Genomic DNA, 25468 nt, shown 5'->3' with positions numbered 1-25468 from the left:
TCCTTTCAAATCTCATTTTATATGACTTTTGCAAGCTGTTAAGCTAACTTGTGGAACATATGCCGAACCTTATCTATACGGCTATTCGGGCGGCGGGGTTGGCAAATAAATTTACCAATAGCTGGCTGGTATCCTTTTAACTCTGTCAAGCAGACTCCCTGCCCATTTGTGAAATAAGTTAAATCGTTCCTGTATTCTTGAATACATCTAGCAGGGATTTCTCCTTTCAGAATGACCTCGTCATTCTTTATCTGAGTACTTACAATATCTGCACAATACCTTGGAGCATCATGATACGCCCGTGAGAGATATTCCTGCGGTGCATAAATTTCAAAGTGGAGATATGGCTCTAATAGTTCTGTCCCTGCTTTTTTTAAAGCCTGCTCCAATACGATAGGGGAAAGCAGCCGAAAGTCTGCGGGGGTACTTACAGGACTATAATACAATCCATATTCAAAACAGATTTTACAGTCTGTCACTTTCCATCCATACAGCCCCTGCTCGCAGCCATAAAGAACCCCCTCCATAACCGCATTTTGGAACGATTGATTTAAATATCCAAGTGAAACTCTGCTTTCATACTGCACTCCGCTTCCAATAGGGAGCGGCTCTATGGACAACCCGACAGAAGCCCAGAAAGGATTTGGCGGGACTTCTATGTGGATGGTATATTCTGCTTTTCTAAGCGGTCTTTCCATATATATAACAGTAGGCTCTTTTATTTCTGCCTCCACATGATATTTTTCCTCAAGGATGGCACAAATGACTTCCATCTGCACATTCCCCAAAAAAGAAAGTATAATCTCATGCGTTGTAGTATCCACATAATATTTTAAAAGAGGGTCGCCATCTGAAATTTCTGTAAGTGCCCCAAGCAATATTTCCCGCTGTTCAGATTTCTTTACTGCAATCGTTGTTTGGAGCATAGGGAGAGGATTTTCAATAAATTTTCTCTGCGGCAACAGTATTTCGTTCCCCAAAATACTGTTTAGCTGCAAAACATCATTTGGTAAAATTACAATATCACCAGAGCAGGCTGTATCGGATGAATATAATTCACCGTTTGTCGGAACACACATCTCTGTGATTTTTATTTTCTCTTTTTCAGATATTCTAATAACATCCCTCAAATGCAATGTTCCGCTATATATACGCACATAAACAAAACGCCGCCTTTTCTCTGAATATTCAATCTTAAAAACCTGCCCGCATAGTTCAGATTGACCTTCAGGCGTTGATGAATAAAATTTACTGGCAATTACTTCTATAAGCTGCCGAATCCCCAGATTGTTTTTAGCGCTTCCGTGATAAACGGGAAATAACGTTCCGTTTTGGAATCTCCTGTTTTCTTCCTGTTCCAGTTCTGACATTTTAAACGGTTTCCCTGACATATATTTCTCTAATAGTTCATCGTTTCCCATAATTACCGCATCCCACTGTTCCATATCGTCATTGTCCGTTACATTTATATGGGGATGCTGCCCAACCTTTTGCTTCACTATAATTTCCGAAGAAAGCTTTGCTTTCATTTCCCGATATACCATTGGCAAATCAATCCCCTCTTGGTCAATTTTATTGATGAAAAAAATTGTCGGAATCTTCATTATCTGTAGTGCATGAAACAGTATACGGGTCTGTGCCTGTATGCCATCCTTTGCAGAAACTAATAATACTGCTCCGTCTAATACGGATAAAGAACGGTATACTTCCGCCAAAAAATCCATATGGCCTGGCGTATCTATAATGTTGACTTTTACATCCTCCCACTGAAAAGATGTCACTGCTGTCTGGATAGTGATTCCCCTTTGACGCTCCAAATTCATTGTATCTGTCCTTGTTGTGCCTTCATCTACGCTCCCTAGTTCTGCAATTGCACCACTGGTATACAATAAACTTTCCGTTAATGTTGTCTTTCCTGCGTCAACGTGAGCCAGAATGCCTAAGTTAATTATTTTCATGTGATTTTCCTCCTATCAACACCCAAAAAAGGGCATAAAAATACCCAGTGATAAATACTCCTATCACTGGGTAAATAACTCCAATAGCCCCAAAACACTTATATGTTTTCGGGCATATAAAATTACATGATAAAAGTATTCTTAAACTGGGTACAAAAAACTAAGCCCCATATTAAAAGTGAAACGGGACTGCTACTTTTTGTTCCCACTATCAAATTGACAGTTTATTTAAGAATACCTTGCCGCATATTTATTAACTCCTTGTATAATACTGAATCTAATTATATTCCTTAACCCTTTATTTGTCAAGCTGACAAACTAAAGCAGAAAAAGCGGCAGGATTTCCCCCTGCCACTAATCATCTGTTTATGCAAAAATAATTTCCTTTTCCACAATCTCCCTCGCACAAGCCCTTATGTTATTGAGGCATCCTGTCCATTCTAAGGCGTTTTCTGCCTTTAGCTGTTCCGTTATGCCCTGTGCCTGTTTCATACCCTCTATGAGCCTTTCAAAGCGTTCCTGTGCCTGTCTGTTGATGTCGGCAAGGTAGGCGTTTAGCCTGCCGCTTGTAAGAAGATTGGTGTATGTAACTTTACGGTACTGTTTTAGATAATCTAAATGCCGTTGCCCCCAGATGCCTATTGCCTGTTCTTCTTCGGCGGGTACAGTTAAGCACGGTATCAAATAATCCCCTTGCCTTTCGTATTTGCCGCCCAGTTCCTCAAATAATGATTTTGCCATTGTCTGTTACCTCCACATTCTTTTTTATTTTGAATGTCCGCAAAATCCGTCCTACATCTCCCGGACGCCACGGGCAGTCCAAATCATGCAGCGCCACAAGGCGATCCTGCACATTGGTGCCAGCGCCCATCTTGGCAGTGCTGCCTAATAGGACGCGCACCTGCCCAGTGCGGACCTTGGAGAACAGTTCCTTTTTCCGTACCTCTGTGTTGGCTTCGTGGATAAAGGCGATCTGCTCGGCAGGCATCCCCTGGGCGATGAGCTTCTGGCGGATGTCCTCATAGATGGTAAAGGCAGGCTCCGGTTCATCCAGTGGGATTGCTTCTTCCAACCCGTGAAGCAGCGGATTGTCCAGCTGTTTGGCTGCCTTTTTGGAGGGAGCTGCCTGGGGCGTGGAAATGTCGCAGAACACCAGCTGGGTCAGCTTGTTTGCTTTGCCATCTCGCCAGATCTGCATGATGTTGTCCACGCACTGATTGACCTTTGTGCCAGGTTCATCCGGCAGCATCTGGTTGACGATCCTCTGGTCCAGTCCCAGCTTGCGGCCATCCGAGGTGATTTTGAGCATATTATCCACCGACGGGTCCACACTGCCTCTGTGTACTTCGGAAGCGCGCTCAGAGAGTGCCTTCACCATTTCCTGCTGATGTTCGGTAGGCTGCGCCACGATGTTGTGGTATTCCACCTCCGGGGTGGGCAGGTTCAGTTGGTCGGCGGTCTTGATGTCCGCCACTTCTTTGAACAGGTTCATCAGCTCTGGCAGATTAAAGAACTTGCTGAATCTCGTTCTTGCCCGGTAGCCGGTGCCTTCCGGTGCCAGCTCCAATGCTGTGACGGTCTCCCCAAATCTGGAAGCCCAGCAGTCGAAGTGGGTCATGTTCAGTTCTTGCAGGCGGTCATACTGAAGGTAACGCTGCATGGTGTAAAGCTCGGTCATGGAGTTGCTGACCGGGGTGCCGGTGGCAAAAATCACGCCACGGTTTCCGGTGATCTCATCCATATAGCGGCACTTGGCAAACATATCGGAGGATTTCTGCGCGTCCGATGTGGAAAGACCAGCCACATTCCGCATTTTTGTGTATAGAAACAGGTTTTTATAGTTGTGGGCCTCGTCCACAAACAAATGGTCCACACCCAGCTGCTCGAAGGTTACCACATCGTCTTTTCGCCCCTCGGCTTGCAGCTTTTCCAGTCTGGCTTCCAGAGACTTTCTGGTACGCTCCAGCTGTTTGACGGTAAAACGCTCGCCGCCACTGGCCTGTACCTCTGCAATCCCCTCAGTGATCTCGTCGATCTGTTCATAGAGAAGCCGTTCCTGACGCTCCCGGCTGATGGGGATACGCTCAAACTGGCTGTGTCCCATGATGATGGCATCATAATCACCCGTCGCAATACGTGCGCAGAACTTCTTTCGGTTATGGGTCTCAAAGTCCTTTTTGGTGGTGACTAAGATATTGGCGGAAGGATAGAGACGCAGAAACTCCGACGCCCACTGCTCTGTCAGATGGTTTGGAACCACAAAGAGAGATTTCTGGCACAGTCCCAGGCGTTTGGCTTCCATCGAAGCAGCTACCATTTCAAAAGTTTTGCCTGCGCCTACTTCATGTGCCAACAGGGTATTTCCTCCATACAGCACATGGGCAATGGCGCTTTTCTGGTGTTCCCGCAGGGTAATGGCCGGGTTCATGCCTCCAAAAGTGATGTGGCTGCCATCATATTCACGGGGACGGGTAGAGTTCATTTCCTCGTTGTACTGGCTCACCAAAGTCTGGCGGCGCTCCGGGTCTCTCCAGATCCAGTCCCTAAAGGCTTCCCGGATCGCCTGCTGTTTTTGAGCCGCCAGGGTGGTCTCCTTGGCATTCAGCACGCGGCGCTCTTTTCCGTCTGCGTCCTCTATGGTGTCATAGATGCGGACATCCCGCAGGTTTAAGGAATCCTCCAGAATCTTGTAGGCGTTGGCGCGGCTGGTCCCATAGGTGGTATAAGCTGCCACATCGTTGTAGGATACAGAAGATTTTCCCTTGATCTGCCATTCAGCGGTAAAGGACGAATAGTTGACCTCGATACTGCGTTGGAGATAAAACGGGGTATTAAAGGTCTCATACATAAACTGCTGGATATATTCCTTGTCAATCCAGGTAGCGCCCAGACGCACCTCGATCTCCGACGCATCCAGGTCTTTGGGCTGGGCGGCGGTAAGAGCTTCCACATTGACTGCATAAACCGGGTCCTGCTGTGCGGCCCGTTGCGCCTGACGCAGTTTGCGGCGTACATTGCCGGAGAGGTATTCATCAGCAGTCACATAATGGGGTGTGCCGTCTTTCTCCAGCTGTCCCGGTACACGGAAGATTACGCCTTGCAGCTCTCCGGCCAGTTCTTCTTTTGTTTTTCCGGTAAGCTGGCTCATATAGTCCATATCCACGCAGGCTTTTTCCGAGATAGACACCGCCAGTGCTTCACTTGCCGTATCCACCACAGCCACCGCCTGATGGGGCTTGATGGTCCGTTTGGTGAACATATCCGCCTTGCGTTCCAGCTTTCCGTCCTCGTCGATGACTTCCAGCGCACAGAGCAGGTAATAGGAAGAATCGTCTGCAAAGGCCAGTCGGTTCGCCCGGTCATTGATAAGACCATATTTTGCGGAAAAGCTGTCATAGAGCCGGTTCAGTTCGGCCTGTTTATCCTGAATGGCGCTGTCCGGTGTGGCAGCGTCCATTTGCAGATCAATGAGCTGCTGGACACATTCCCGCAGCCCCACCAGCCCTTTTACACGAGCTTCGGCGGTGGCATTCAGGTCAGGGCGCACCATGCGGCTGTTTTCACGGAAATACACAGTGCCGTCCACAACGGTGTAGGAGTAATTTTTCGCATTGGGGTCGGCGGGAATGGAGGTGTCGATAGCTTCGCCCTCACCCAGCTCCGGCAGCTCGGCCTCCTGGTAAGTGCCGCGAATGTACTTCACGGCATCATGCAGCTGATCGGCAAGCTCCAGCCCCTCAATGGGATTCACGGTGTAGTCCATGCCATGGGCGGTGCTTTCCGGTTCCTGTCTGCCCAGCACCATTTCCGGGTGGCCGATAAAATACCGGTTGATGGCAAACCCATCCTGCGTCGTCGCGGACTGCGCCTGCTCGTTTCCGCCTTGCGGCGAAAAGCTCGCTTGCTCCGTCGCTCCTCCTTCTCCCACAAAGTCTTGCGACTTTGCGGGAACCCTGATAATGCCGGTCTGCGTCCACTCTGGTGCAATGTCCAGCGGGCGGTCCCGCTTTTGCAGGAAGATGATGTCCGACACAACCTCGGTCCCCGCGTTGGCCTTAAACGCATTGTTGGGCAAACGGATAGCTCCCAGCAGCTCGGCGCGCTGAGCAAGATACCGGCGCACAGTAGAGTCCTTGGCATCCATCGTGTAGCGGGAGGTTACAAAAGCCACCACGCCGCCGGGACGCACCTGGTCCAGTGCTTTGGCGAAAAAGTAGTTGTGAATACTAAAATTCAGCTTGTTGTAGGCTTTGTCATTGACCTGATACTGACCGAAAGGTACATTGCCGATGGCAAGGTCAAAGAAGTCACGCCTATCGGTGGTCTCAAAGCCGCCTACTGTGATGTCCGCCTTGGGATAGAGCTGCTTTGCGATGCGCCCGGAAACAGGGTCCAGCTCCACGCCGTACAGACGGCTGTTTCGCATTTTCTCCGGCAGCATACCAAAGAAATTGCCCACACCCATAGACGGCTCCAGAATATTTCCGGTCTCAAATCCCATACGATCCACCGCTTCATAGATGGCCTGAATGACCGTAGGGCTGGTGTAATGGGCGTTGAGGGTAGAGCTTCTGGCGGCGGCATATTCCTCCGGGGTCAGCAGCTCTTTTAGCTGAGCATACTCTAAAGCCCATGCCGGTTTCTCCGGGTCAAACGCATCAGAGAGACTGCCCCAGCCCACATATCGAGAAAGAACCTCCTGCTGTTCGGGGCTTGCCTGCTGTCCGGCAGCTTCCAGCTCTTTCAGCAAACGAATCGCATTGACATTTGCCTGAAACTTGGCTTTCGGACCGCCTTCGCCCAGGTGGTCGTCGGTGATACGGAAATTCTCAGCGGTGCGGCGCAGGTTGTCCTTGTATTCCCCGTAAGCGGCTTCCTCGGCGGCTCTGGCATTGGGAAAAGTCTGCCACTGGCCATTGACCTGAATGGAAACCGGGTGTTCATCCAACACTTCCTCAAAGGTTTTCTCCGGCTCTGTCACAGGCGCTGGTGGCTCCGGCTCCTCGATATGCAGTCGTTCCACCACCACATCATAAGGCAGATTGTTCTTATCGCCCGGATAGACGGCCATGGTCTCGGAATGGAAGGTCGGGGATTCGGTAGCCGGTTGGGGCTGTTCCGGTCCCAAACCGTCCTGCTGACGGGCGTACATCCCGCGCAGCAAAGGTGCAACCTCATCCCAGCGGAAATACAGCATAGCCAGACGCTTTTCCTCTGCATCCATGACTTCCAGCTCTATGCCCTGTGCCGTGGTACGGTAATCGGCAATATCGCCAGTCTCCAGATTCAGTGTCTCGATCTCACCGGAATAGGCTCTGCTCAGCCAGTAGGCGATCTCGCTGTTGCTCCTGCCGGATTGCAGCAGCGTGGAAATCTGCTTTTTATCCGCTTCATCCATCAGTCCATGAGCCAATACATCCCGCAAGTCCTGATCTGCCTTGTCCGGGTCAATAGGAAGAAACTCGGTATAGTAAGCATTGCGGCGGTCTGCCCGAAGCAGCTGCTCGAACTGTTCTTTGCGCTCTGCCCGGTAGATGGGATATACCATCCCGGTGGGCAGAAGCTGTACGGTGTCCTCCCGCAGCTCGGTGATCTGATAGGCGTCATCCTCGATATACACGGTATCGCCCACGGCATAGACCGGGGCGGCTGGGTCATAGGAGGTTCTTTGCGGAACTGGGCGGCGAACTGCGTCATATTCCTCATCGGAAATGGAAACTTCGGAAGTCTGCTCTGTCTCGGCATCTGCGATCTGCTCTGCATCTGACATCACCTGTTGGATAAACGGGGCATTGTCCAGTTTTTCCGGGTCTGTCACCTGTCCGTTGACGATCCCTCTTTCTTCCAGAGCTTCCCGGATGGCGATTGGGTCGATGTCGTCAAAACGGTTCTGTTCTTCTTCGGTATAGAACCGGTCCTCCTGAATGAGCTGGGCAAGCCTGCGCTGTACCTTCGGCCAGGGCAGCTGCGTTTCCTCCGGGCTGCCGGCACGGACAACGAACAGGCTGTTGCTGTTACTGCCGCCGTATTCCTGAGCCAGCCATGCGGCGGTATCTTTTTCTCTTGCATGGTCTTTCATATAGCGGATAACAGCGTGTTTACTCTCGATATTGCCGTTCCATGCACAAATGGCAGTATCAATATCTTCCTGAGAAAGAGGGCGCAGAAGTTCATGGAGCTTTGGATAGGTTTCGTCGATCACTTCCCGGTGCAGACGCTGGCGGAACTCCGGCACATCCGAATAGAGGCGAATCAGCTCCATATCCTTAGAACCAAGGACCGCACGGCGCACAGCGGCATTGCCCTCGATGACAACATTTTCACGGTCAGAATGCCCGCAGGCATTGCGGTATGCGGCATCCTCGGAAATGGCGGCAGTCGCCACAGTCTTATACTGCTCAAACTGCTCCCGAAGGGTAGGCTTTGGCGTTTCTTCCTCCACCTCCGGCTGCTGGGCTTGGATGGCATCTTCTTCTGCCAATTCCTTTTCAGCCTGGATTTTGTCATACTGCGCCTGTTCCTGTTCGGTAAGATAGCGGCCTTTCTGGACAAGAGAGGTAATGCGCTTGGCAACCTTTTCCCAGTTCAAGTGAACATCCGGGCAGTCCTGCTTTTTATAGTGCAACCCTTTCCCGTCGTGATCTTCGCCGCTGTGTGTTGCGCCGGACAGGGCATGAGAGCGTCCGCCAATGCCATACTCGTCTTTGAGGAATCTCACTTTTTCCTTATCCGTATGGTTTTCCATGAAGAACGCATAGATACGGCCTTTTCCTCCGGCGAAACTGCTTCCGCCGGTCATGGCGGCGTCGATCTCATCCTCAGTAATAAAGTGCTGGACGGTTGGCACTTGGGAAAGCTCTGAAGAAAAGGTCCTGCGGGGCAGGTCAAGGTCCTTCAGGTTCTCCCAGATCTCCCTCGGTCTATGATAGTGAAAACGCAACAGGTCACGGTCCTGCTGATAGGCAGTCCAGAAGGCGGCGTATTCTTCCTTGAGGGTCTGGCGGAAAGCCGGTTCACTCAGCTGCTCCATCAGGCGGCGGGTCTCCTCCGGGAAACCATTGCCTTTGATCTCTGACAGGCAGGACAAATATCCGCCTTTTCTTGCGTCCTCACTGAGATCGTGATACAGATGCCAGAGCTTTTCCGAGAGGAGGGAGCGTTCATAGCCTGCCGCTTCTGCAAGCTCCACATTGGAGGCAAACTGACCACTTTCCAAAAGCTCCCCGATACGCTCTGCGGCACTCTCCCAGGAAATGACCTGGGCAGACCTGTCATAACGGACAGACTTCCCATGGGAAAGATGGATACCATCCTCGGCATACCATGCGCTCACACTGCCAAGGCCATTGCCGCCGTGGTACAGCGTTTTCAGTATCTCGGCAATCTCAGCGGTGGTTTTCTGCTTTTCAAAGGCTGCAACCACACGCTCCCTTTGACGGTCTGTATTGCCGCCCAAACGCAGCACATGGTCGATGTCATTTTGGGTAAAAGAAAAAGCAGAGGATGTATGCGCTACATTCTCTGCTTCATCTATGGATTGGATCTGTTCCGCTTCGGAGAGGAACAGGTTTAGAGTCAGCTGTTGATAAGCTCCGCCATCAGGATCTCCTCGGCCTGAGCTTTGCAGGTGTTCATCAGCCCCACCCACTTCATGGGATCGCTGGCTTTCAGGTCCTCGGTGGCTCCCGCTTCCTTCGCCAGCTGGGGCATCATCTGCTCCAGTCTGCTCTGGGCGGTCTCGTCGATCTCCAGAAGGTGCGGGTACAGCTTCTCGCTCAGCAGCATCTGGTTGTAGAGGATGGGACGGTGTTCCTTCAGGTAGGTTTTCCTCATCCTTCCGTACTTGCCCAAGGGTTTCTCCGGCTGCTGGCTCAGCTTCAGGTCGGGAATCAGATAGTCTCCGTTCTGGATATAGGTCATGGGATTGTTCATCTTGTTTGCTCCTTTCTTGGTTGGCTTCGCGCTCTGCATTTCGGACGGTAACGCCGATCTGCCGCAGCACCTGCTGGTTGATCTGGCTGACCGCTGTTCCCAGCGCTCCGATGGTTGCCGGAGTATTGAAATCAAAGATCGCCATGAAATCTTCGTGGTCGAAGTAGCGTTCCGGCTCCAGTCCACAGCGGGACATCAAAGCGTAAGTGATACTGACGGTGGCTGCTGCCTTGAACTGTACTCCGATGTTAAACTCATCATATTCCTCCAAAAAGGAACCGTCAACGATATAGAAGAAGTCCTGCTGATGCTCCGTCCAGTATTCCTCAGCCAGTTTTCCGGCTACCTCGGTGAGCTGTCCGGCAAGGTCATCACCGGAAACATCATAGGTGCGCTCCAGCATGACCTGCACGGAATCCAGATGGCGCTCCTCCAGCTGCCACAGCCAGGGAGTGCGGGAATGTTCACGGGTTCCGGTGTCGGAAATATCAAAAACATAGCGCAGGCGGGGTCTGTCCCCGGAATCGTCCACCAGAGCGATTCCCTTGGAGCCGCGCCTTACATACCGGCCCATCTTTTCATTCCACAAATCGTACTCTGCACAGGCGGTAGCGTCCGGGCGCTGGGCGTAGATCATCAACTGCTCATGGAACGGGTACTTGTAAAGGCGGGAAGCAGTGGTGAGAAACCCTGCCCATTCCTGCCAGCTCCCCGTGAGCTGCGTTGTTACCTTCTCCGCCATCTGTGCATATAGTTCAGCTTTGGTTGGCATAGTGTTCTGTCCTCCTTTCAGTTTTGGGGTAAAAAGGTGGGGTGGCATATTGCCACCCCATCCCTGCGATTATAGTGTTTACTGGTCAAAATCCGGATACAACTCCAGCTCGGCAAACTCGGCATCACTCATGGCCTGGAGCTTGCCCAGTGCGCTGTCTGTCAACTCCCGCAGCTCGGTTTCCTCCGGGGCCAGCTCGCCGCGCATCTCACGCAGGCTGTCGATCAATCCGGTGCGGCTACCGGTATTGTAAATGCACATCAGGTTCATTTCCTCAAAAGTAAAGTTTCCCATATCAAATCTCCCTTTCCGCACTCTTTTTGGGCGCTGTCTTTTTGTGTTCTGCCTTGGGCTGGCTTTTCAGCTGCTCCATGACGGACTTTTTCTTTTCCCGTTCCTCCCGATGGGCAGCGGCAGCCAAATCCATGAGGGAAATGGACTGACCGCTGCGGGCCTGCTGTTCCAGCTCTGCCACCGTAGGCTCTTTTGCGCCATTGTTGATGATACCGTCGATCATGCCGTAATCGTCCTCCACGGCCATCTCCGCATTTTTCAGCGGATTTTCCGGCAGGAATCCGGGGATCTGGGTAAAACCAACACTGTCACAGTAATGACAGGATACCTTACCATCCTGCTTGATCGCAACGATGTCACTGACACTCATAGAAGGACTGTGAAAATCCGCCGGTTTTTGCAGATTAAACTGCTCATATAGTTTTTCCAGCTGCTCCGGTACCGTGCCAAACTCCCTCAGCGGAGCAGTGTAAATGAGATCATAATTGCTACGGTCTATGGAAATGTCATGGGACTTTAGCCAGTCCAGATTCATAAAGCGCACATTCTGCGGATCGTCACGGCTCACCTGATAGATGGCAAAGCAATCTCTGTTCTGAGCAAGAAATGCCTGTTCCCGTTCCTGCTGATGTTCCTGACGCTCCATGACCTTTTCGTGGAACTGAGGGCTTTTCTCCCATTCCTCACGGTCCACGCCAAAAAGACCGCCATGATCCATGATTTCCTGCGGGTCAAACACCATGCTCTCCGTATTGTCCTCATGCAGCACATAGACAGTCAAACCAGCGGCATCCAGTTCCAGCGCCCGTTCTCTGGTGACAGGGAGCATCCCATCATAGGAGTAGCCGTATTCCTGCATATCTGGTGTGGAGACCTGCTCATCCGGCATGGGGTATTCATCCAGTGCCTGCTCTTGTGCTTCCGGCAGCTGAGAAGAAGCAGTCATCTGACTGACCTCTGCCTGCATCTGCTGATAGGCAGCGTCCTGCAAGGTTTCAATCATAGACAGGGGCGCATACTTTACTGAATTGCTGCTCAAATCGTTATCATCACAAATCTGGAGAACTGCCTTCATGCAGGAAAGCTCCGGCATATCCAGCTGACCTCCATCCAGCTCTTTCATGGATGCGGCATCGTAAAGGGTATAGTCCCAGCCGCTGTCACAGGACTGGATATGAAGATAGGTGGCATTGTCGATCAGAAACAAAGCCTCCTGCTGATTGGCGTCCGCCCCCAGCACCTCCATTTCCGGCATTGCCGCAGCCAGTTCCTTTACCGCTTTTTGCACCAGAGGATTATCACGGTAATAGTCGATTGCCTGGATGGTGTCCAGGTCAATGGTTTGGCCGGTCAAAATCGGAAAAGGTCCTTCATAGTCGCTTCCGTCTTTCAGCTCAAAACCAATGCCCTTGATCCCGTTCATTCGCTCTGCTGGAATCTCCTGATAAATGCGGACAGCTTCCTCCAAAGACAGGTTATCGTGGTATTCTCCGAGGTTTGGAAATTCCATGCACTCTGCTACATAGTAGGTCAGATCACCGGTCGGCAGCCTATCAGATACCTTAATGGCATCTGCTGGCTGCTCTATCGGGGCGGTTTCCGGCTCTACCTTTGCATGAGGGTCGATTCCGCGCTCTTTGCAGATTTCCTTATAGTGGCGCTCAATGTCGGAGATCAAAGTGCCGGAGGTTTTGTTAATGGTCTCCAAACTGGCTCTCAGTTCTTTCAGTTCCTTGCCCTGACTCCAGCTTGCAATATAGCCGAAGCTGTTTTCTCCGGTCTCGATGCCAAAATACTTGCAGACCGCATAGGAGATGCTTTCAGCCTCCACTTCCTCCGTGTGGCGGTTTTTGATTGCCTGTTTTTCTGCGGTTGGATCTTCCTCAACTGCAAGACGCCATTCAAACTGATTTTCGTCCACATAACGCCAATCCATATCAGAAGCAAACTGTTCGGCTTCTTTTTCTGTGGCAAAATCCAACTTGAAATCATGTTTGGTTCCACCTTCACTCTCCTGCACAACCTTCCATGACGGTAGCATTTCATATTTTTTAGGGTCATGGAGCTTGCTGTGGGCAATCTCGTGTACTGTGGCTGAAACCGTCTGAACCTCACTCATGCCCTGACGAATGGCAATTTTCTGATGATCAGCAGAAAAATAGCCGTCCGTATCAGCGGCCATTGCTTCAAAAGTAATCGGCACCGGTGCGCTGCGGCGCAGGGCCTCCATGAATGCCTCATAATTTGGCACATTTCCGGAAAGGGAGGAAGCAAGCTCCGGCAAAGGTTTCCCATCAGTCTGGCTCACATCAAAGACCTTGACCGGGCGAAACATGGGGATCTCGATTTCTTTTTCCTCTGTGATGATCTTTCCGTCTTTATCCAAAATCGGAGCCTTGGTATCCGGGTCCAGTTTCTGCTCCTCGATTTTCTTCTTGTACGGTGTGGGGGCGATGATGGTAATGCCATGTTCTCCCTTTTTAACATGACGCTCAAACTGGTCTTTCCACTTATTGTATCCGGCTACCAAAGTGGCGTCCGGCTTCTGCATATAGATGAGCATGGTGTTGTTTACCGAATAGCGGTGGAAGCGGGACATAACGGACAGATAGCGCATATACTTTTCACTCTCAAACAGTTCCTTGATGCCCTGCTCGATGCCGTCTGTGATTTCCCTTAGCCGCTCTCGGTTGGTGGGCTTATCAGCCATGATGTTCACTCTCCTCTCTAAATTGGTGATTGTTGATTGATGTTCAGCGATCCATAGCTTTTGTTCCTCCGGGCTGTCCTCCAGAAAAGAATCCAGCAGATAGCCGATATAATCCTTTTGCTGCACCGCCTCTAAAAAACGGGGGTGCATGGGTTCCTCCGGTGTTTTGGGCGTGTAGCCCGCTTCCCACTTGCGGAGAAGATGGAAGTAGTCCGCCAGAACCCGAAAGGCATGGTCCCGGTTCTCCCGAAACTTCTGTGCCTCGGTTTTCTGGCGAACATAGTTCCTGCGGGGCGGGGCCTGACTGTCATAGATCAGGCCAAAATCCTGCGCCAGCTTCTCGGCGGCTTCCTTGGGGGACAGGTTGTAGAGCCGGGCGGTCAGGTCTATCACATCGCCGGTGGCTCCGCAACCGAAACAGTAGAAATATTCTTCGTTCAGCTTCATGCTGGGATTTTTGTCATCGTGAAAAGGACAGCAGGCCATGCCGCCCCTTTTGACCTCAATCCCATATCGTTCTGCGGCTTCCCGGACGGTGACAGACTGCTTGACCGTCTCAAATACATTTGCGCCCATCGTCAATCAGCTTTCGGTTTGGGGATGGGCGGCCTGTACCCGGCAACCTTGGCCCGTTCACTGGCAGCCTTGCGGCGCTCGGCGCTGTATGGCTCTCGGACGGACACACAGCGTTTGGGGACTGTAAAATTGTGCTTATCCTTTTTGCAGACCTGTTCCGGGTGCTTTTTGGAAAGGCGGGTCAGCTTCTCCATCAGTTTTCGGTCATGGGTATAAACTTCGGCGGTGTCCTCGGCCTGATTGTAGAGGAGAATGGTTTCCTGTTCATAAAGGGAGAGCTTCATTTTGCACCGCCTTTCTGCCGGTCAAATTCCAGCTTGAAGTTGGCGTACCGCCCATCGTCCTCCAGAACCACCGTAGCGTCATAGGTCTTGCCGGTCTTTTCGGAATAGCAGCCGGTGAGCCTTGCCCGGCCATCCTTGAGCAGCGCTGTCACCAGCGCCTTGGTAGGCTGCTTTTTCTTCATGGCCCACCATTTACTGTTTTTCCAGATGGCAAATTTGCAGGATTCTGTCTGGCAGAAGAACCCTTTTTGCAGTTCCGCCACATCACCGCCGCAGCGGGGGCATTTGCCCACCACTTCGCGGGGCGGCGTGAACAGGTACTCAGTCCCCTTGATGACCTGATAGGTTCCCACCAGATCTTTCAGCATGGTGCTGATCCCGTCCAGAAACTCCTCCGGGGCAAGCTGCCCGCGCTCGATCTCTCCCAGGCGGTACTCCCACTCGGCAGTCAGAAGCGGCGATTGCAGCTGTTCCGGCAAGACTGTGATCAGGGAGACTGCATCGTGGGAAGGGAGAAGCTGCACCGTTTTCCTGTTCTTTTTTCGTTCCAGAAAACCGGCAGATACCAGCTTTTCCAAAATACCGGCACGAGTGGCCGGTGTCCCCAGACCTTTTCGCTCGGCGTCCTCCGGCATATCATCTTTCCCGGCAGTCTCCATTGCGGACAATAGGGTGTCCTCCGTAAAGTGCTGAGGCGGACTGCTTTTGCCTTCTTTGACGATTGCCGCAGAAACCGAAAGTGTCTGTCCTTCGGTCAGCTCCGGCAGGGCTTTCTCTACGCCCTCTTTTTTCGGCTCTGTATCCTTCATTTTGGCACGATAAGCGTCCTCCAGTGCTTTCCATCCGGGGTGCTTCACTGTTTTTCCTTTTGTGGTAAACTCCCCACCGGCACACGCTGCAATCACAACGGTTTCCGAATAGATATGGGGCTGGGCTACGGCGCACAGCAGACGCAGGGCCACCAGCTCCAGCACCGCTTTTTCTCCCGCAGGAAGGGCAGAAAGGTCTGCATCCTTGAGATTTCTGGTAGGGATTACTGCGTGGTGGTCGGTTACTTTCTTATCGTTGATTACCGTCTGCGGATCACAGGTAATGGCGATTCCTTTGCGAAACGGCATAGCATTGGCAACCAGATTCACCAGCACCGGCAGGCTGTCTGCCATATCGCCAGTCAGATAGCGGCTGTCAGTACGGGGATAGGTGCAGAGCTTCTTTTCATACAGGCTTTGCAGATAGTCCAGGGTCTGCTGGGCTGTAAATCCAAGCAGGCGGTTGGCATCTCTTTGCAGAGTAGTCAGGTCATAGAGGGCAGGCGGCTTTTCGGACTTTTCCTTGCACTCCACCTTTTTGATTGTGACATTTACACCCTGACAGGCTTCTTTCAGCTGCTTAGCAGCAGCCTTATCCGCCATGCGCTCCCCGGATACGGTAAGACCGGGCAGCTCCAGCGCCACGGTATAAAAGGGAATCGGCTGAAAGGTGTCGATCTCAGCTTCTCGCTGAACAATAAGCGCCAGCGTCGGGGACATCACGCGCCCGATGTTGAGGGTTCGGTGATACAGCACGGAAAAAAGCCTTGTCGCATTGATCCCCACCAGCCAGTCGGCCTTGGCACGGCAGAGGGCAGCATCCCGAAGTCCGTCATAGTCCGCACCGGGGCGCAGGTTTGCAAAGCCTTCCCTTATGGCGGAGTCCTCCATCGAAGAAATCCAGAGCCTTTTCATCGGCTTCTTGCAACCTGCCAGCTCATAGACGCTGCGGAAGATCAGCTCGCCCTCGCGTCCGGCATCGCAGGCATTTACCACCTCCGTCACATCCGGGGCGTTCATCAGCTTTTTCAGAATATCAAACTGCTTTTTCTTATCCTTTCCCACTACCATCTGCCAATGTTCCGGCAGGATAGGCAGATCACCATATCGCCACTTGGCATACTTTGGGTCATAGCTGTCTGCATCCGCAAGACCGGCCAGGTGGCCCACGCACCAGCTGACACGCCAGCCGTTGCCCTCCAGATACCCGTCCTTACGGACGGTTGCGCCGATCACCGCCGCCAAACTCTGGGCAACTGATGGTTTTTCGGCAATTACCAATTTATGTTGAGCCATGATGGTTCCTCCTCTCTTTGAGCCATCGGGACATTTCCCGGTGGCAGATACCTACGCAGGGTCTTCCATAATTCCCGCAACCATAGCAGGGGTGGCTGTGGGGTAAAGAAGGAGGACGGGAAGTTTCCTTCCCGCCCTCCGGCCTGCGTGTCATCATGCGTTCATAGGGACTGTCTGTGAATCGGGTCATTTCACGCTGTCCTCGTCATCTTCTTCTGTGCTGCCCCCGTCAGCGTCCGGTTCGTCCGACTCCTCATCCTCGGTTTCCCATTCCTCGGAATCTTCCTCGCCATAATCATAATCGTCCAGACTGTCATTGCCCTTGGTCTTAGGCTTGTTCTTAACGAGCTTCAAGTAGGCAAATACGCCACCGCCACCAAGCAGAGCCAGCAAAAGGACCAGCGCAGCCGGGTTCAATCCGGCAGGCTTCTCTTTTTCCGGCTCCGATGTTTCTGCCGGAGGTTCCGGTGCTTTGCCCGTACATTTACTCTTATCAGTTGCGCAGACCGGGCAGGCCGTATTGACTGCCCCTGCTTCACATTTTGTTGAACAGCTACACACAGCAGCCGGCTCCTCTTTGACATTTTCATCTTCCATCAGTGCCATCAAATCCGCTTCATCCACCTGGTTCAGAAAATGAACAGCAGTCTTTTTATCCTCATTAGCCCTGTCGATCAAAATGTAAAAATAGTTGCCAGCCTTGGTGGTAACGGTAATGAGCTGCTTATTGCCACCAAAATCATCCACCAGAGCGGCATTGCCATCTGGTGTAAGTGCCGGTTCTGTTTCTTCCACAATCACATTGCTGTCATTGGTAGAATCCTCTGCCGGTGCCGCCGGTGCCGGTTCTGACCCCTGTGCGAAAGCAGGGATCGTAAAGCCAAATGCCACAACCATTGTCAGGCAAAGGGCGGAAAGTGTTTTGCAAATTCGTTTATTCTTCATAAGCGGTAACCTCCTGATTATTTGATTCCGACAGTGCTGTATCTCTGCCGTGGTTCATTCCACCGGAAAGCATAGCGTTCAGCTGTGCTGGAGTCATGCGTAACGCACGAACCATCTGAACGATTTCCAGATTCTCTGCCTCCGTTTTCTGTGCTTCCAGGGTCTTGAGCTTTTCCTGATATTCCGCAATCTTCTCACGGGTTTTCTCAATTTCCTGGTCGATACGTTCAATTTTGTTTTTTGCCATAACCGTTCACTCCTTTCCACAAAGTCTGTTACCAGTTCATCAGGCCGTAGCCCTTAATACTTTGATAGTTCAGGTCATAACTTTTGATCTTGCAGGCATCGCCGGAATTTCCCTCCACGGTATAAACACGGCTGCCATCCGTACCGATCACGATACCCACATGGTCTGCTGTCCCATCCAAATCCCAATCAAAGAAAATTGCATCTCCGGGAGCCAGATTGTTATAGCCTCTTGCACCCCATTGTCCATGAGACTGGAACCACGGAACGCCCTGCCACTCGCAGCCTGCAAAGCGCGGCTCACTTTTTCCAGCCTGGTTATAACACCAGGATACAAAGCAGGCGCACCACTCCACGCGGCTGTCAAAGCCATACCAGCTCCAATAAGGATAGCCGCCCACATTGCCGACCTGACGCTTGGCCAGCTCCACCAACTGCGGATTTCCGGGACGGGTTCCATTTACAAACTGTACACCGGTCAAGTCCTCGGAATTGCTCATGTCAGGGGAACCACCGCCAAACAACAGCGGCTTATTGCCCATGGTCTGCCGGTAAACCTGATACATTTCCATCTGCTCCGGGGTCAGTAACTCCGACGCCACAGCGGAAATGGGCTTGCTGGTGAGTTTCACATTCAAAATGTAATACTCATAGGGGACTTCTTCTGAGGTGGTCTCGCCGGTCTCCGGGTCGGTGGAGGTCTCCGTGCGGTAGCGAATCTCCACTTCCTCAGTAAGCGTCAGCTGATACTGTGCTGCAAACACACGCGCCAGCTCTGCCTGAGCGCTCTGCTGGGTGTAACCTTGCAAGACGGCAGACAGAAATGCTGCCAGCTCATGAGGGTCATGGCCGATCATACCAAGGTCATAGCGATACTCGTCATACCCTGGGTGGCTGCTTTCAATGTTGTCGATTTCCTCCTGCAACTGGACTTCTCTGGCTGCATAATCTGCCTCCACTGCCAACATTTCCGGGTCATCCGACGGATAAGTGGTGCCGGAGAGAACGGAACCGATGCTCTGCGCCATCATGGAGCAGGAGGACATGGTATTCATCAGCATACAGGTAATGAGGAACAAAACCCCTGCCATCAGGAAACCCTTCTTGTGGCGCACGACGAACGCCCCTGCCTGCTGTGCCTTTTCTTTCACCGTCCTTGCGGCTTTTCCGGTTTTGGACGCAGCCTGGGCGGTATTTCCGGCAGTCTGACCGGCGTGTTTGGCGGCGGCATACTGCCTTTTGATGGCCTGCTTTTGCTGCCAGCGGGAAAGCGGATTGCTGGCAAACTGGGGATTTTCCTGCAAAGATTTCTGGTACAGAACATTTACATTTGCCTTTTCCAGTTGGCGCTCTGCCTGTGCTGCTTTGCGGTACGGCTTCAGCTTGTGGCTGCGATAGCCCTCCCTCACCAGATAAGCGCCGGTCTCCACCGCCTCCTCGGACTTGTGGGCGCTTTCCACGCCCACATTGTCCTGCTCTGTTTCCCGGATCTCTTTGTGGAGCTTGCCCGCAACCAGATGGACGGGAGCTTCCCTGACTCCTTGAGAAACTTTGGAGGGTGGCTTTTTCTTGTCCTCAAAGGTCAGCTTCGAGGTCTTGTTTCCGGTATCTGGGTCAATGATCGTCTGCCTGACCTTTTTCTTTGGGATATTGGCCTGCGCCTTATCTGCTCTGGCCGCAGCTTTCTCCGCTTTACGGATCGGCTTTTCCAGTGCAGGGTCAGACCGTTCCTCATCAGTAAAGCGCAGGCGCGGCTCTTTATTCAAACCATTCTCCCAGCATGAGGGAGGACATCATGTAGTGCAGCTCTGCATAAATGGCCATTCCCACAGGATCGTTGAACATACAGCCGGACAGGTAGGCATAAAACTGTGCCACCACATCGGACAGGATCTTCGCCTCTGTTCCTTCCAGAATCAGGCCGCCCATACCTTCTTTAGCACGAATGGCGCTCCAGACCTCTGCCAGACGGAGAAGCCCCACCTGACCGGTCTCATTCAGTTCGGCTGCCTGATCTGCCGCCGTGCGGCACTCACTTACCGCATCGGCCATGACCGTAAGCAGCTGGCTGCGCTGGGCATTTACCGCCCTGTCAAAAAACATCAGCGGATTTTTATTCAAAATGTTGGGGTTCATCATCATTCATCCTCCTTCTTTTTCAGTTCCTGGGGTTTGGTGGTCATAATGTGGTAAAGCTCGGTATTCTTCGGGAAGTGATCCACGAAAGGCAGGATTGTAGAGCCATAAAACAGCAGGCCCTCGCCCTCACCGGAGTGGGTCACATAAGATAATTGGTGTGTGGAAATACCCAGCTGCTTGGCGAGGATCTGACGGTCTCCGCCTGCCTGGTTGAGCATATACACGAAGTCGGAATTTTCAAAGATATTTTCCACCTCGCGGCTGCTCAAAAGGTCTTTGACATTCTGGGTGATACCTGTCGGAATACCGCCCCATTTTCTGAATCGCTTCCAGATTTCCACCGTATAGGCGGCGGTCTGCTCCTCCTTCAAAAGCAGGTGCATCTCGTCGATGTAGTAGCGGGTAGACTTGTGAGCGGCACGGTTGATGGTGACACGGTTCCACACCTGATCCTGAACTACCAGCATTCCGATTTTTTTAAGCTGCTTGCCCAGTTCCTTGATGTCATAGCAGACAATCCGGTTATCAATGTCCACATTGCTCTGGTGGTTGAACACATTGAGGGAGCCGGTTACATAGATTTCAAGAGCCGTGGCGATATACTGGGCTTCCTTTTCCTCCTGTTCCCGAAGCAGGTTATACAAATCCTCCAATATGGGCATATTCTCCGGGCGCGGGTCATTGAGATAGGTCTGATAGACCAGGCGCACACAGCGGTCGATGATGGTTTTCTGCACCGGCTGCAAGCCCTCCTTACCGCCCACGATCAGCTCACACAAGCTGAGGATAAAATCAGACTTGAGGGACAGCGGGCTTTCATCATCCGAATAGTCCAGATTCAGATCCATCGGATTGATATAGTTGGTTGAAGTAGGTGAGATCTTGATGACCTGCCCATGCAGACGCTCAACAAGAGGTGCGTACTCCGCTTCCGGGTCACAGATAATAACATCATCACTGGTAAGCAAAAAGCAGTTGGCAATTTCTCGTTTTGCGCTGAAGGACTTACCGGAACCCGGCGTACCCAGAATCAGGCCGTTGGGGTTTTTCAGCAGCTTTCTGTCCACCATGATGAGGTTGTTGGACAGAGCATTGATGCCGTAGTACAGAGCTTCTTTCCCGTTCTGGAACAGTTCCTGCGTAGTAAAGGGCACAAAGATAGCTGTGGAACTGGTGGTCAGTCCTCGCTGAATCTCAATCTGATTGAGACCCAGAGGCAGACAGCTCATCAGCCCTTCTTCCTGCTGGAAGTCCAGCCTGGTCAGCTGACAGTTATACTTCTGGGCAATAGAGCCTGCCTGAAAGATGTTGTTGCCAAGTTGACGGGGATTGTCCGCTGTGTTCAGCACCAGAAAGGTCAAAAGGAACATTCTCTCGTTGCGGCTCTGCAAATCCTGCAAGAGTTTTTTCGCTTCACTACCGTAGGTAGCAAGGTCAGATGGAATGATGTCCATGTCGTATCCGGCACGGACTGCTTTTTTCTGTTCCTCGATCTTGCTGCGGTCCAGGTCGGTAATCTTCCGCTTTACCGTTTTGATGGCTTTCACCTGATCCACCGACTGAATGTGCATACTCACAATGAGCGAACTTTCCATATCCAGAAAATCAGCCAGCAAACGGTCATTCAGCTCCGGTGCGAGAATCTGCAAAAAAGAAACAGCTCCGTATTTCTTACCCATACGGAACTGCTTGCCGGTGCGGAACTCAAAGGAGCTTGGTGCAATAAAATCCTTTGTGGACAGACCGGAAGGAGCCAGCCAGTCCCATTCAAACTGAAACGGGAGTTGTTCATCCATGTGGAATACCGCATGAAGCTGAAAAAGCCTTTCTTTACCGTCCAGCGTTCTGGCAGCTACACCAAGACGCTTGAAGTTATTAAGTATATCGGTCTCAATACGCTCCAGACGGGGCTTGGCGGCTTTGATGCTGTCCGCGTCGATACCAAAGGTCAGGTATTTGGTCTTGATGAGACCGTTGTTACCTCTGGCCAGCTGATTTTGCAGCATTGTGGTGTATTCCTCGCGGATACTGTCAAAGGCGTCCCCCTGCGGCGGGATGGAAATGGAGTTAGCAAAGGTCTCCTCCGATGCCGCAAGGTTCAAAAAAGACAGCTGGAAATGAATCGAGCTGTCAAAATAATTGAGGAAATCACACCACCCCTCAAAGATTGCCGTCTTATCTTCGTTTTGGGAGAGCTGATAGTTGATGTCCTGAAACTGGATGGTCTTTGTGTAGTGGCTGTCCGATATGCGGCAGATTCCGTCCGGCCACATCCGTTCATAAGGGATACTGTCCTGCGCAGATTTTCCTTTTTTGTCCGTGCGGTTAGCGCGGGCAATGGCCGCTTCGATCTGCTTCTTATCGGCGCGGGACAGTTTTTTCTTTGCCTTTACCGGCTGCACAGTTTTTTCCTCGGTTTTTCCGAACATCCGATGCAGCCATTTTTTTATTGCGGTGAACAATGTCATACACCTCCTTATCGAGCATTTCCTGCCGCTTTAATACGGCATAAAAGTTGTTGGTCTGGTAAGGTCGCTGCTTTGGACGGATCACAGCTACTTTGAGAATGTTGCCCACGATCTTTTCCAGCGGCTGTCCATGCTTTTCGTACATAGCCAGCATAAAGAAGGGCAGCATAACCAGCATCATACACATAGCCGCTACACTGTTTCCGGTAGGTTTTCTGAGCAAAAAGAAAAGCGGTACGCCAATAAGCGCTCCGCCCGTGAAGCAGATAAGCTGCCGCTTGGTCAGATTGAACATGACCTTTGTTTTGACTTTTGTTAAGTCCTTGGGTACGGGTACATAAGCCAATGTGGAAACCTCCTTCCGTTTTAGTGCGCCTGAAAGACTGATTTGGCGAGACTGCCGGTTTTGAACAGCGTAAAACATAGCAGTACAGTGTAGCCCACGCAGCTCCAGATTGCCATGATGATGTCATCTTCCATAGCGATGTTCTGCACCAGCACAGCATAAATTGCCACGCAGACGATAATGAGAAACGCCTGAAAGCCCAGTGCCAGCAGGGATCGGAGGTAATTCTGTCCCATACCGCCCCATTCTTTGCCCATCATTGCAGCCATTGGAACGGGAGCCACCGAAGTTACAAGGTAGATCTCGATCATACGGCCATAAATAACGATAAAGATACAGATATACAACGCCCACATGGTAATGCCAATAAAGAGGGATTGGAACCACAGTCCGAACAGCGGTCCCAAATCCATTTCCATCAGCCTCGGTTCCAGATCGGTCATAACTGAGGAAATGTCAATGGACGCATCCGAATTGATAATCCCTGCCGCCTGCGCCACCACGCTCTGCGCCATATCAAAGACGCCCATCACGATATTCCATGTGTTTGTGACAATGAGGATGGCGGCAGCTGATTTGAACACCCACTTGAAAATCATCCAGGTATCCACATCATGCAGGTTGTTCTTGTCTGCAATCATCTGGATCAGGTCTACGGTCATCACGATAGCCAGGATCACACCTGCAATCGGCACCATGATGGAGTTTGACAGATTCTCAATCATATTGAAAATACTGCCATTCCATCCCTGTGGGGTCTGTCCTACCTGTACGGATATATCCGCGACCTGTTGGTTTACGCTGTCAAACATCCCCGAAAGGTTGCTCATAATACCGCCCACCAGCATTTCTTTCAGCCAATTTGTCAGGGCTTCAAGTAAGAAATCCATACGGTGTCAACCTCCTTTCCGCCGCCCCCGCAGAACTGCGGGAGCGGCAAGAATTTCATGCAGGAACGCTTAGACAGAGAACAGCCCGGAGAGCAGAGGTACAAGGACCATGCCGACTACGGCTACACCAGCGCCGGCCATGAGCTGCTTCATGCCCTGAGATTTTGCGCCAGGGTTGTCGTTGCCGTAACCTTCCAACAGGTTGATGACACCCCAGATACCAAGACCAGCGCCCAGAGCGATAACGAGAGTCTGAAGAACGGTAATTGCCTGTTCAAAAAATGCCATAAATAATATTAGCCGGAATCATTTGAATGATTAGTTAGGTTTGTTTCATAAGCGCACAAAAGCCGGAACAATCTGCCCTCGATCTATGAGAGCTTGATTCCGGCTGTCCTCCTTTTTCATTATTTTGTTGATGATTGCCCGCTTTGTACGCCAATGGCCTCAACAGAGGCAGTTGCGGCAAATAGATACGATCACTCCTTTCTCAGCGGAACCGTATTACACGCCCTCCGTGTCTACTTCATATACATCGCAGACCTCATCAGGCTTGAGTTTTAGTCTGGCAGACAAAAATGCTTCAATATCAAAGGTATTTCGCTTGTCTGCATCAGCTGTGTATTTGAAATTAGGGTGTCTGGTAATGTCATACTTGTCTGAAAGAAACGGACGCACACCGCGCAACTGCAAGATGCACTTGCCGCCATCCATAACTGCCAGCTCGTCCTGGCTCATCAGCTCTTTTCCCAATTTCTGATAGTTGAGCGAGTGGGAGGTCTCCCGTCCCCGGCTCTCTCCGGTGTTGTAAGTGTCTATGGTCTCCTTTCCCAGAACAGCCGCCAGCTCTTTCAGCGTTGTTGGCTCTTTGCCACCCAGGAAGATGGAAGTATCCATATTGCCGATGATGGTATCGGCATTATCTTTGTAAATTGCCTTGAGCTGGCTCTGTGCCTGCAACACCAGACAGGCAGAGATTTCACGGCTTCGGATGGTGGCCACCAGCTTTTCCAGCTTCGGAATCTGCCCGATGTTAGCACACTCATCAATCAAACAGCGCACATGAACCGGAAGCCTGCCGCCATACACATCGTCGGCCTTTTCACAAAGCAGGTTGAATAACTGGGTGTAGCACATGGAAATGAGAAAGTTAAAACTGTCATCCGTATCACTCATAATGAGGAACAGAGCCGTTTTTCTGTCTCCCAGCGTATCCAGTTCCAACTCATCGTAGGATGTAACCTCGCGCAGCTCCGCAATATCAAATACGGCCAGACGCGCACCGCAGGAAATCAAAATCGACTTGGCTGTTTTGCCGGCGGCCAGCTTATATTTCTTATACTGGCGCACCGCAAAGTGATTTGGCTTCTCGGCTTCCAGTGCATCAAACATCAGGTCTACGGGGTTTTTGAACTCCTCGTCATCCTCACGGACTTCCATGGCGTTGATGAACTCAATGAGGGTAGAGAAGTTCTGCTCCTCCACCGGAGCCTCATAATGGATATAGCCAATAAGCGCGCAGTACAACAAGGTTTCTGCTTATAGTGATAGGTAATCCTTTGAAGTTATCGCCGGATTTTCCCCCACTCCACACCGGACGTGCGACTTTCACCGCATCCGGCGTTCCATCGGTTGTTTTCACAAGCATTTAATCAATCACCAAATGAAATGTTAGTTTTCTATTGCGGACAAACCAGCCTGCTGGCGCAGACTGTTCACTTTTAACATCAGTTCCTTTGTTGCCTTGAGCGTGTCGGCTATCTCTTTTAGCTCATTCTTAGGACACTCTTGCAGGAGTGGAAA

18 protein-coding genes and 1 pseudogene are annotated in these 25468 nt (G+C 51.4%); 1 reads left to right on the top strand and 18 read right to left on the bottom strand.

The genetic code is table 11. The features are described 5' to 3' along the window. Positions 1–38: 38 nt before the first annotated feature. From tet(O) to HMPREF0240_RS24325, 4 genes are all read right to left on the bottom strand, one after another. Entirely contained in the window at positions 39–1958 is a 1920-nt protein-coding gene (gene tet(O) / locus HMPREF0240_RS10285) for a tetracycline resistance ribosomal protection protein Tet(O) (protein ID WP_000691758.1), read from the bottom strand. A gap of 366 nt (positions 1959–2324) precedes the next feature. Continuing rightward, on the bottom strand, positions 2325–2699 hold the full coding sequence (locus tag HMPREF0240_RS10280; RefSeq protein WP_001129922.1) for a TnpV protein: 375 nt from the start codon (positions 2697–2699) through the stop codon (positions 2325–2327). Beyond that, complete coding sequence (locus HMPREF0240_RS24985; protein WP_347462589.1) at positions 2680–9492, bottom strand: SNF2-related protein; 6813 nt, start codon at positions 9490–9492, stop codon at positions 2680–2682. The genes HMPREF0240_RS10280 and HMPREF0240_RS24985 overlap by 20 nt, the downstream gene beginning before the upstream one ends. 41 nt (positions 9493–9533) lie before the next feature. Beyond that, the gene (locus tag HMPREF0240_RS24325) at positions 9534–9890 is read right to left on the bottom strand and encodes a TnpV protein (RefSeq protein ID WP_009003371.1); all 357 of its coding nucleotides are present in this window, start codon (positions 9888–9890) and stop codon (positions 9534–9536) included. Here HMPREF0240_RS24325 and HMPREF0240_RS24320 point away from each other — a divergent pair. Next, positions 9877–10644 (top strand): hypothetical protein, encoded by a 768-nt coding sequence (locus tag HMPREF0240_RS24320; protein WP_009003372.1) that lies wholly within the window; start codon positions 9877–9879, stop codon positions 10642–10644. The two genes, HMPREF0240_RS24325 and HMPREF0240_RS24320, sit on opposite strands and share 14 nt — an antisense overlap. 96 nt (positions 10645–10740) lie before the next feature. Here HMPREF0240_RS24320 and HMPREF0240_RS10265 read toward each other — a convergent pair whose 3' ends face one another. From HMPREF0240_RS10265 to HMPREF0240_RS10205, 14 genes and pseudogenes are all read right to left on the bottom strand, one after another. After that, positions 10741–10956 carry a transposon-transfer assisting family protein gene (locus HMPREF0240_RS10265; protein WP_002576226.1) on the bottom strand — a complete coding sequence of 72 codons (216 nt, stop codon included), beginning with the start codon at positions 10954–10956 and terminating at the stop codon, positions 10741–10743. Between the two features lies 1 nt (position 10957). Then, on the bottom strand, positions 10958–14242 hold the full coding sequence (locus HMPREF0240_RS10260) for a YodL domain-containing protein (RefSeq protein WP_009003370.1): 3285 nt from the start codon (positions 14240–14242) through the stop codon (positions 10958–10960). Positions 14243–14244: 2 nt separating this feature from the next. Continuing rightward, positions 14245–14526, bottom strand: a complete 282-nt coding sequence (locus HMPREF0240_RS10255; protein ID WP_006775892.1) for a hypothetical protein — start codon at positions 14524–14526, stop codon at positions 14245–14247. After that, positions 14523–16631: a type IA DNA topoisomerase gene (locus tag HMPREF0240_RS10250; protein WP_009003369.1), complete on the bottom strand. Its 2109-nt coding sequence runs from the start codon at positions 16629–16631 to the stop codon at positions 14523–14525. Before HMPREF0240_RS10250 ends, HMPREF0240_RS10255 begins: the two co-directional genes overlap by 4 nt. Beyond that, the gene (locus HMPREF0240_RS23895) at positions 16618–16821 is read right to left on the bottom strand and encodes a hypothetical protein (protein ID WP_009003368.1); all 204 of its coding nucleotides are present in this window, start codon (positions 16819–16821) and stop codon (positions 16618–16620) included. The genes HMPREF0240_RS10250 and HMPREF0240_RS23895 overlap by 14 nt, the downstream gene beginning before the upstream one ends. Beyond that, a complete protein-coding gene (locus tag HMPREF0240_RS10245; RefSeq protein ID WP_009003367.1) occupies positions 16818–17576 on the bottom strand; it encodes a DUF4366 domain-containing protein in 759 nt (252 codons plus the stop codon). Before HMPREF0240_RS10245 ends, HMPREF0240_RS23895 begins: the two co-directional genes overlap by 4 nt. Beyond that, complete coding sequence (locus HMPREF0240_RS10240; RefSeq protein ID WP_009003366.1) at positions 17566–17823, bottom strand: DUF4315 family protein; 258 nt, start codon at positions 17821–17823, stop codon at positions 17566–17568. The genes HMPREF0240_RS10245 and HMPREF0240_RS10240 overlap by 11 nt, the downstream gene beginning before the upstream one ends. A gap of 28 nt (positions 17824–17851) precedes the next feature. Beyond that, positions 17852–19588 carry a CHAP domain-containing protein gene (locus tag HMPREF0240_RS10235; RefSeq protein WP_009003365.1) on the bottom strand — a complete coding sequence of 579 codons (1737 nt, stop codon included), beginning with the start codon at positions 19586–19588 and terminating at the stop codon, positions 17852–17854. Further along, positions 19581–19964 (bottom strand): DUF3851 domain-containing protein, encoded by a 384-nt coding sequence (locus tag HMPREF0240_RS10230; protein ID WP_009003364.1) that lies wholly within the window; start codon positions 19962–19964, stop codon positions 19581–19583. Before HMPREF0240_RS10230 ends, HMPREF0240_RS10235 begins: the two co-directional genes overlap by 8 nt. Beyond that, positions 19961–22363 carry a VirB4-like conjugal transfer ATPase, CD1110 family gene (locus HMPREF0240_RS10225; protein ID WP_035313038.1) on the bottom strand — a complete coding sequence of 801 codons (2403 nt, stop codon included), beginning with the start codon at positions 22361–22363 and terminating at the stop codon, positions 19961–19963. The genes HMPREF0240_RS10230 and HMPREF0240_RS10225 overlap by 4 nt, the downstream gene beginning before the upstream one ends. Beyond that, positions 22320–22775, bottom strand: coding sequence for a PrgI family protein (locus tag HMPREF0240_RS10220; RefSeq protein ID WP_009003362.1), 456 nt, complete (start codon positions 22773–22775; stop codon positions 22320–22322). Before HMPREF0240_RS10220 ends, HMPREF0240_RS10225 begins: the two co-directional genes overlap by 44 nt. Positions 22776–22795: 20 nt before the next feature. After that, complete coding sequence (locus HMPREF0240_RS10215; protein ID WP_005335866.1) at positions 22796–23665, bottom strand: VirB6/TrbL-like conjugal transfer protein, CD1112 family; 870 nt, start codon at positions 23663–23665, stop codon at positions 22796–22798. A 69-nt stretch (positions 23666–23734) separates the two neighbouring features. Beyond that, positions 23735–23953: a Maff2 family mobile element protein gene (locus HMPREF0240_RS23890; protein WP_003525154.1), complete on the bottom strand. Its 219-nt coding sequence runs from the start codon at positions 23951–23953 to the stop codon at positions 23735–23737. A gap of 216 nt (positions 23954–24169) precedes the next feature. Continuing rightward, positions 24170–25247, bottom strand: a pseudogene (locus HMPREF0240_RS10205) (TraM recognition domain-containing protein); the annotation flags it as partial. Between the last annotated feature and the right edge of the window lie 221 nt (positions 25248–25468).

Origin of the sequence: Clostridium sp. D5 (assembly GCF_000190355.1) — a bacterium.
In the GTDB taxonomy this organism is placed as follows: Bacteria; Bacillota; Clostridia; order Lachnospirales; family Lachnospiraceae; genus Faecalicatena; species Faecalicatena fissicatena_A.
Note: the sequence above shows the minus strand (reverse complement) of the source record. Positions and strands in the feature narration are given on the sequence as shown.